This is a genomic window from Streptomyces sp. NPDC002130 (genome assembly GCF_040296465.1).
GTDB lineage: Bacteria > Actinomycetota > Actinomycetes > Streptomycetales > Streptomycetaceae > Streptomyces.
In genome coordinates, this window is the sequence record NZ_JBEOXI010000368.1 from 1 (window position 1) to 6102 (window position 6102).

At 67.3% G+C, this 6102-nt stretch carries 6 protein-coding genes; 3 read left to right on the forward strand and 3 right to left on the reverse strand.

Going from position 1 to position 6102, the window contains the following annotated elements:
• From ABT116_RS38450 to ABT116_RS38460, 3 genes are all read left to right on the forward strand, one after another.
• Positions 1 to 648: aminotransferase class III-fold pyridoxal phosphate-dependent enzyme (locus ABT116_RS38450; RefSeq protein ID WP_351644151.1), on the forward strand; the 648-nt coding region annotated here is incomplete at its 5' end.
• Between the two features lie 28 nt (positions 649 to 676).
• Positions 677 to 1753: a phosphotransferase gene (locus ABT116_RS38455; protein ID WP_351644154.1), complete on the forward strand. Its 1077-nt coding sequence runs from the start codon at positions 677 to 679 to the stop codon at positions 1751 to 1753.
• A gap of 34 nt (positions 1754 to 1787) precedes the next feature.
• Positions 1788 to 2960 carry an ROK family transcriptional regulator gene (locus ABT116_RS38460; RefSeq protein WP_351644157.1) on the forward strand — a complete coding sequence of 391 codons (1173 nt, stop codon included), beginning with the start codon at positions 1788 to 1790 and terminating at the stop codon, positions 2958 to 2960.
• Between the two features lie 49 nt (positions 2961 to 3009).
• Here the strand turns inward: ABT116_RS38460 and solA are convergent, their stop codons facing one another.
• The 3 genes from solA to ABT116_RS38475 form a co-directional block, all read right to left on the reverse strand.
• Entirely contained in the window at positions 3010 to 4155 is a 1146-nt protein-coding gene (gene solA, locus ABT116_RS38465) for an N-methyl-L-tryptophan oxidase (RefSeq protein WP_351644160.1), read from the reverse strand.
• A gap of 21 nt (positions 4156 to 4176) precedes the next feature.
• Complete coding sequence (locus ABT116_RS38470; protein WP_351644163.1) at positions 4177 to 5799, reverse strand: NAD(P)/FAD-dependent oxidoreductase; 1623 nt, start codon at positions 5797 to 5799, stop codon at positions 4177 to 4179.
• A 27-nt stretch (positions 5800 to 5826) separates the two neighbouring features.
• The coding region (locus tag ABT116_RS38475) for a RidA family protein (RefSeq protein WP_351644166.1) at positions 5827 to 6102 on the reverse strand (276 nt) is incomplete at its 5' end.

A 6102-nucleotide genomic window follows, 5' to 3' on the forward strand; every position in this document is an offset into this window, starting at 1 on the left:
GGCCTCTTCACCGACCCCGTCGGTTACCTGCGTGACATGGTCGAGGAGGTGCACGCCGCGGGCGGCGTGTACATCGCCGACGAGGTCCAGTCGGGATTCGCCCGGCTCGGAGAGTCGATGTGGGGGTTCAGCCGTCACGGGGTGCTTCCGGACATCGTCACGATGGGCAAGCCCATGGGCAACGGCATGCCGATCTCCGGCGTGGTGTTCAGGCCCGAGGTGTGCGAAGAGTTCGGACGGAATGTCCGTTACTTCAACACCTTTGCCGGCAGTTCGATCGCGGTTGCCGCCGGTGCCGCGGTCCTGGACGTCTTCGAGAAGGAGGACGTACAGCAGCGAGTTCTCGACAACGGCAGGGCGCTTCGCGCCGGCCTCGAGGAGATCACTCGCGAGTCTCCCCACGTCGCGGAGGTCCGCGGCAGCGGTCTGTACGTGGGCGTCGAAATCGTGAGGGACCGGGAGTCGCTGGAGCCCGATCGTGTCCGCGCCGACGACGTCATCAACGACATGCGCGAGCGCCGCATCCTCATCAGCGGCACCGGCGAAGCAGTCAACGTGCTCAAAATCCGACCCCCGTTGGCCTTCGACTCGGCCGACGTGACGCGATTCCTCGAAACCTTCGCGGAGATCGCCGAGACGCGCCTGTAGCAGCATGAAAGCCCGAAGGGACCGAACGGTGAACACCTCGCCCCCCGCACGCATCGCCCAGCTGTTCGAGGAGAGCGGCCTGGCATCGTCCCACGAGCCCATCGAGATGAACGAGGTGGATGCCCTACTCGCCCGGCACTACCGGCTGAGCGGCCGTCTCGAGCGACTGGCAACCGAGAAGGACGACACGTTCCGGCTGCGGACCGGATCAGCAGACCATCTCGTCAAGGTGTCCCCGCCCGACGAGGCGGTAGCCGTCGTAGCTCTGCAAACGGCTGTGATGCGCCACCTCGAAACCGAGGCTCCTCATCTCCCCGTCCAGCGGGTCAAGGAGACCGCCGAGGGCAGCGACCACGTACCGATCGAGACGGAAGACGGCGGGGTTCGCGTCCTGCGCGTCTTCGACTTCGTCGAAGGCGCCGTCCTGGCGCGGACGGACCCCGAACCTCACCACCTTGCCATGGCCGGGCAGATGCTCGGGCGAGTGGATGTGGCCCTGCGGTCGTTCAGGCATCCGGCCGACGAGCGGCGCCTCGTGTGGGACCTTCGATACTTCGACCAGCTGCGGGAGCTCATCGAGTGCACGCCCGGCGCCGCGCACCGACGGTTGGCTCAAGAAGTGTTCCGCCTCTTCCACGAGACCGTTGTTCCGAGGCTGGGTGATCTCGAGACCCAAGTGATCCATGGTGACTACAGCCCCTACAACGTCCTGGTGGATCCGCGGGCAGACAGCTTCGTCACCGGAGTGATCGACTTCGGTGACAGCATGCGCAGCGCTTTGATCTTCGATCCAGCTGTGTCTCTCGCGAACCTTCTCGGCCGGACACCGCGGGATCCGTGGCGCGAGGCATGCAGCTTCGTCGCGGGTTACGAGCGGGCCCGGCCGATCAAGGACACGGAACTCCCACTCCTGCCTGTCGCCGCCCTGGCACGCCTGACACTTCGCGCCCTGGTCACCCATTGGCGCGCGGAACGAGTGCCGGAGCGTCGCGACTACCTGCTCGAACACGCCAGAGACGACTGGGCCAACGTGGAGCGGGCCATGGCCGTCGCCATGCAGGAGGTCGTGGACCGCCTGCTGAGCACCCGCCATGACACACCTTGAGCGGCGCTGCGGACGGTCTCGCTAAGGTCATGAGGTGAGCAGCATCAACCCCACACCACGCGACTACAACAAGGCACGTGTCCTTGACGTGGTTCTCTCCCGTGCGCCGTTGACCCGGAACAAGCTCATCGAGCTCACGGGGCTGAGCAAGGCGACGGTGTCGCGGGCCGTCGAAGACCTGCGCTCCGACGGGTTCGTCGTGGACGGGGGAGTCGACGCCGTCGTCGGGCGTGGCCGTCCGTCGACGTACCTCGACGTGCCCGAGACGGCCGGACATGTCGTAGGGGTCGGCTTCGGCGCCGTGACCACCGGCGTGCTGGTCACCGACCTGCGCGGCCGTGAGATCGGGCACGTGATCGTCCCGACGGCCGAGCACCACGACGTCCCCGCTGCGGGCCGGTGGCTGGCCGACCTGATCGCGCAGACCAGCGCCTCCGCACGAGGGCCCCTGCGCCAGATCGTCGTGGCACTGCCGGCCCATGTCCGCGACGGTGCCGAGGTCTTCCGGCCTGCCGATCCGATGAAAATCTTCTCCGGCAGAGATCTCCACCGAATCGTTGAAGAGCTCCTCGACGCTCCGGTGACCTTCGACAGCGACGCGAACGCATCCTTGCTCCAGGTGCTCAGGGACGACACGAGCATCCATAACGCTGCCCTGTTCAGTCTCAGCAGCACCCTGAACTTCGCCACCTGCAGGGACCGGGAACTGGCTCGGGGACGTACCACTGCGTTCGGCGACATCGGCTCCCTCTCCTCGGGAATCGACGACCGCACCCTCAACGGGCTGCTGAGCACCGCAGGGCTTGCGAGGCTCGCTCGTGAACACGGACTGGACACCGAGCGCGTCGAGGACCTGTGGCTCACGTTTCAGGACCATCGAGCCCGTGCGGAGATACTCAAGGCGTTCACGACGGCGGTCACGACCGCCGTGAGCATCGTCGCCGTGACACTCGATCCCGAATCCGTCTACTTCGTCGGCCGGTTGCGCCCCTTGGTGGACGAGGTTCTCCCCGAGGTACGCGAACGACTCGAACACAGCTTGCCGGCCGTGCCCCGAATCACGACCGTCTCCCAGGTTCTGGGACTCTCGGTGGCAGGCGGCGCGGTGCACGCCTGCCTGACCATGACCCACAACCGCCTGCAGGACGCGCTGCTCAAGGCACGCGCTCAGGGCCCGAAGAAGGAACAGACTGCGCCGGCGTTCTGATCCCGGACGCAGTCCAAGGTTGCTGCGCCGCGGCGCGGAAGTGGGTGGGCTACCTGGTCTTGAACCGGTCCGGACGCGCGAAGTCCAGGCCGTCGATGGTCTGTTTGCCGAGCGCCTCGTGTGCGGCGATGTGGCCGTAGCCGGTCGCCATTTTGAAGCCCTTTCCGGAGAATCCGGTGGCGCAGTAGATCCTGCTGTCCTCGTCCAGCCAGCCGAGGAGGGGATGCCTGTCCTCGGTGAACAGGTCGGGGAAGGCGTCGGAGCGCACGATGGTGGGGATCAGGCCGGGGAAGAAGTCGGTGACGATCTCGGTGACCTTCTCGACTTCCCGCGGGGTGAGTTCCCTGGGCACGGAGCCCGGGTCGGGAGTTTCCCTTCCGCGTCCGTCCAGCGGTCCGTCCACCGATGCCTTGACCGTCACACCATCGACGGCGGGTGCGCCGTACAGGGAGCGATCGCCGTACAGCCGACTGAAAATGGGGAAGTTCTCCGGCGAGAACTGCGTGCCGTCCTGGGCGACGAACCAGGTCAGGACGATCCGATGGGTTTCGGTGACGGCCTTGAGGTGGTCGGGCATGAGCCGACGGGACCAGCCGCCCGAGGCGACGATGACCTTTTCGAACGTCCAGCTTCTGTCGCCCGAGGTGACGACCACGCCGTGGTCGGTTTCGGTGATGCTGTCCACGGGTGTGTTCTGGAGGACTGTGGCGCCGTTGGCCTGGGCCGCCGTGACGGCGGCGCTGACGGCGCGCTCGGTGCGCAGAAAGCCGGCGCGGGGGTCGTAGACGGCACAGTCGTCGGGGCGGAGGTTGTGCTGGGGGTAGCGTTCCGCCAACTCCTCCCGGCTGAGGACGCAGTGCTCGGCTCCGTTGATGCGCGTTGTCTCGAGGAGGCTGTTGATGAAGCTGCCGTTCGCCGTCCCGATGGACAGCCCCCCGGTAGTGGTGAGGATGTCCTGCCCGGTTTCCGCTTCGAGCTCGGCCCACAGGCCGCGGGAGCGTTCGATGATGGGGTAGTACTCGGGCCTGCCGAGGTAGACCATGCGGAACAGGCGGGTGTCCCCGCCCACGGCACTGCGGCCGTGAGCGGGGGTGGCGGCCTCGAAGCCCACCACCGAGTCGGACAGCCGGGAGGCCTGCCACAGGGCCATGCTTCCGATGCTGCCCAGGCCGATGACGGCGAGTTGTGCGTCCATGTGAGCAGTTTTCCTTCTCGTTTACTCGTGAAGTCCGGCGAGCCTGCTGCCGAATCTGGCCAGGAGCGAGGTCGTGCTGGAACCCCTGCGCTCTTCCCACTGGTCGGCAATGCCGAAGAGCCGGTACATGGCGTGAACGCCCAGCCAGCGGATGGGCTCCGGTTCCCACTTGGGTGCCCGGTAGCCGACCCAGGGGAGGGTGGTCCGCTCAGTTTCCTTCTCGAAGGCGAGCTCAGCGAGGGTCCTGCCGCCGACATAGGCAGACGTGACGCCGTGTCCCGCGTAGCCGGTGGACGATCCGACCCCGGATGCCGGGTCCCAGTGCACGCCGCCGTTCCAGTCCCGCGTGACGCCCAGGACTCCTGACCAGGCGTGGTCGACCTCGAAGGGGATGCCCGGGAAGAAGGTGCTGAGCTTGTGCGAGATCAGGTCGATGGTGGACTGGGCGGTCGCACCGGCTCCCCCGGTGCCGGACCCGAAGCGGTAGGGGACACCGCGGCCCCCCATGGCGATACGGCCGTCCGACGTCCGCTGGGCGTAGATGAACGTGTGCGCGGAGTCGTTGAGGCACTGCGGCCCGTCCCAGCCGATCTGCTGCCACGCCTCCTGCGGCAGGGGCTTGGTCACGATCATCGAGGAGTTGACCGGGATCAGGCTCCGGCGGCCGAGCAGCGGTCCCGAATAGCCCTCGGTGCAGATGAACGTCTTCGCCGCGGTGACACGTCCGTCGGCCAGGGTGAGGGTCTTGTCCGCGACACTGTCCACCCGGCTGTTCTCGTAGATCCTGACCCCCATGGAGGTCAGGGTGTCGGCGAGGCCGTAGACGAGTTTCGCGGGGTGGATCCTTGCGCAGTGCTTGTAGAAGAGCCCGCCGTGGACGGTGCCGATGTTGACCCGGCTGCGGAACTCGTCCCGGTCGAGCAAGTGGACTTCGTCTTCGGTCAGCCCGTACTTCAGGTCGGCGTCACGTCTGGCCACCAGCCGGCCCAGCCCCGCCCGAGTGTGAGCGGCGACGAGCGCGCCCCCCTTGTGCTGATCCGCATCGATGCCCTCGGCCTGGAGGATGTCCAGGACCGCGTCGACGCCGGCGACGAACTCCTGCTGCAGCGCCCGGCTCGCTTCCAGCCCTCCTCCGGCGCGGGCGAAGGTGGCACGGTTGCCCGGAGGCATCGCCGAGAGCCAGCCACCGTTGCGCCCGGAGGCGCCGTAGCCCACCTGTTCGGCCTCGAAGACGGCGACGGAGAGGGACGGTTCGAGCTTCTTGGCGAAGTACGCCGCCCACAGGCCGGTGTAGCCGCCGCCGACAATGGCCACGTCGACGGAGTCCTGGCCGGTGAAACGGGGGAATGAGGGCTTCTTGTCGGCCAGTTGGGCCACCCAGAAGCCGAGCTCTCCGTTTCGGGGTGGTGCCGCGGGGGCGTTCATGGTGTGTCCTTCATCTGTCTCTGGGAACCGCGGGGGCGGGTACTGAGTGGCGGTGTAACAGCCGTTGACGGGGAAGGTTGGCCCGGTGATGTACGAGGACTCCGACGACGCGAGGAAGAGGACGGCGTCTGCGATCGCCTCGTGGGCGGCGGGGCGCCCGAGCGAGTTCTGTGCCGATTCGCCGACCAGGTCGTCGAGTGCCTGTCGAAGCCGGGCCACCGCCGCCCGCTCATGATTGGCTCGCCGCTACACAGCGGTGCAGATGACCTGGATCTCGACGGGGGTGTTGACCGGCAGCCCGGCGACACCGATCGCGGTGCGGGCGTGCCGTCCGTTCTCACCCAGGACTTCGATGAGCAGTTCACTGGCCGCGTTGGCGACCTTCGACTGCTCACCGAAGTCCGGCGTGCTGGCCACGAAGACCAGCATCTGCACGATCCGGACCCGGTCCAGATCGCCCACCGCCTGCACAGCGGCAGCGAGGCAGTTGAGCACGGCATGGCGCGCGAGCGACCGCGCGGT

Bases quoted from the DNA above. Each gene is read 5' to 3' on its own strand.
- solA (WP_351644160.1), bottom strand. From the start codon at position 4,155: ATGGACGCACAACTCGCCGTCATCGGCCTGGGCAGCATCGGAAGCATG.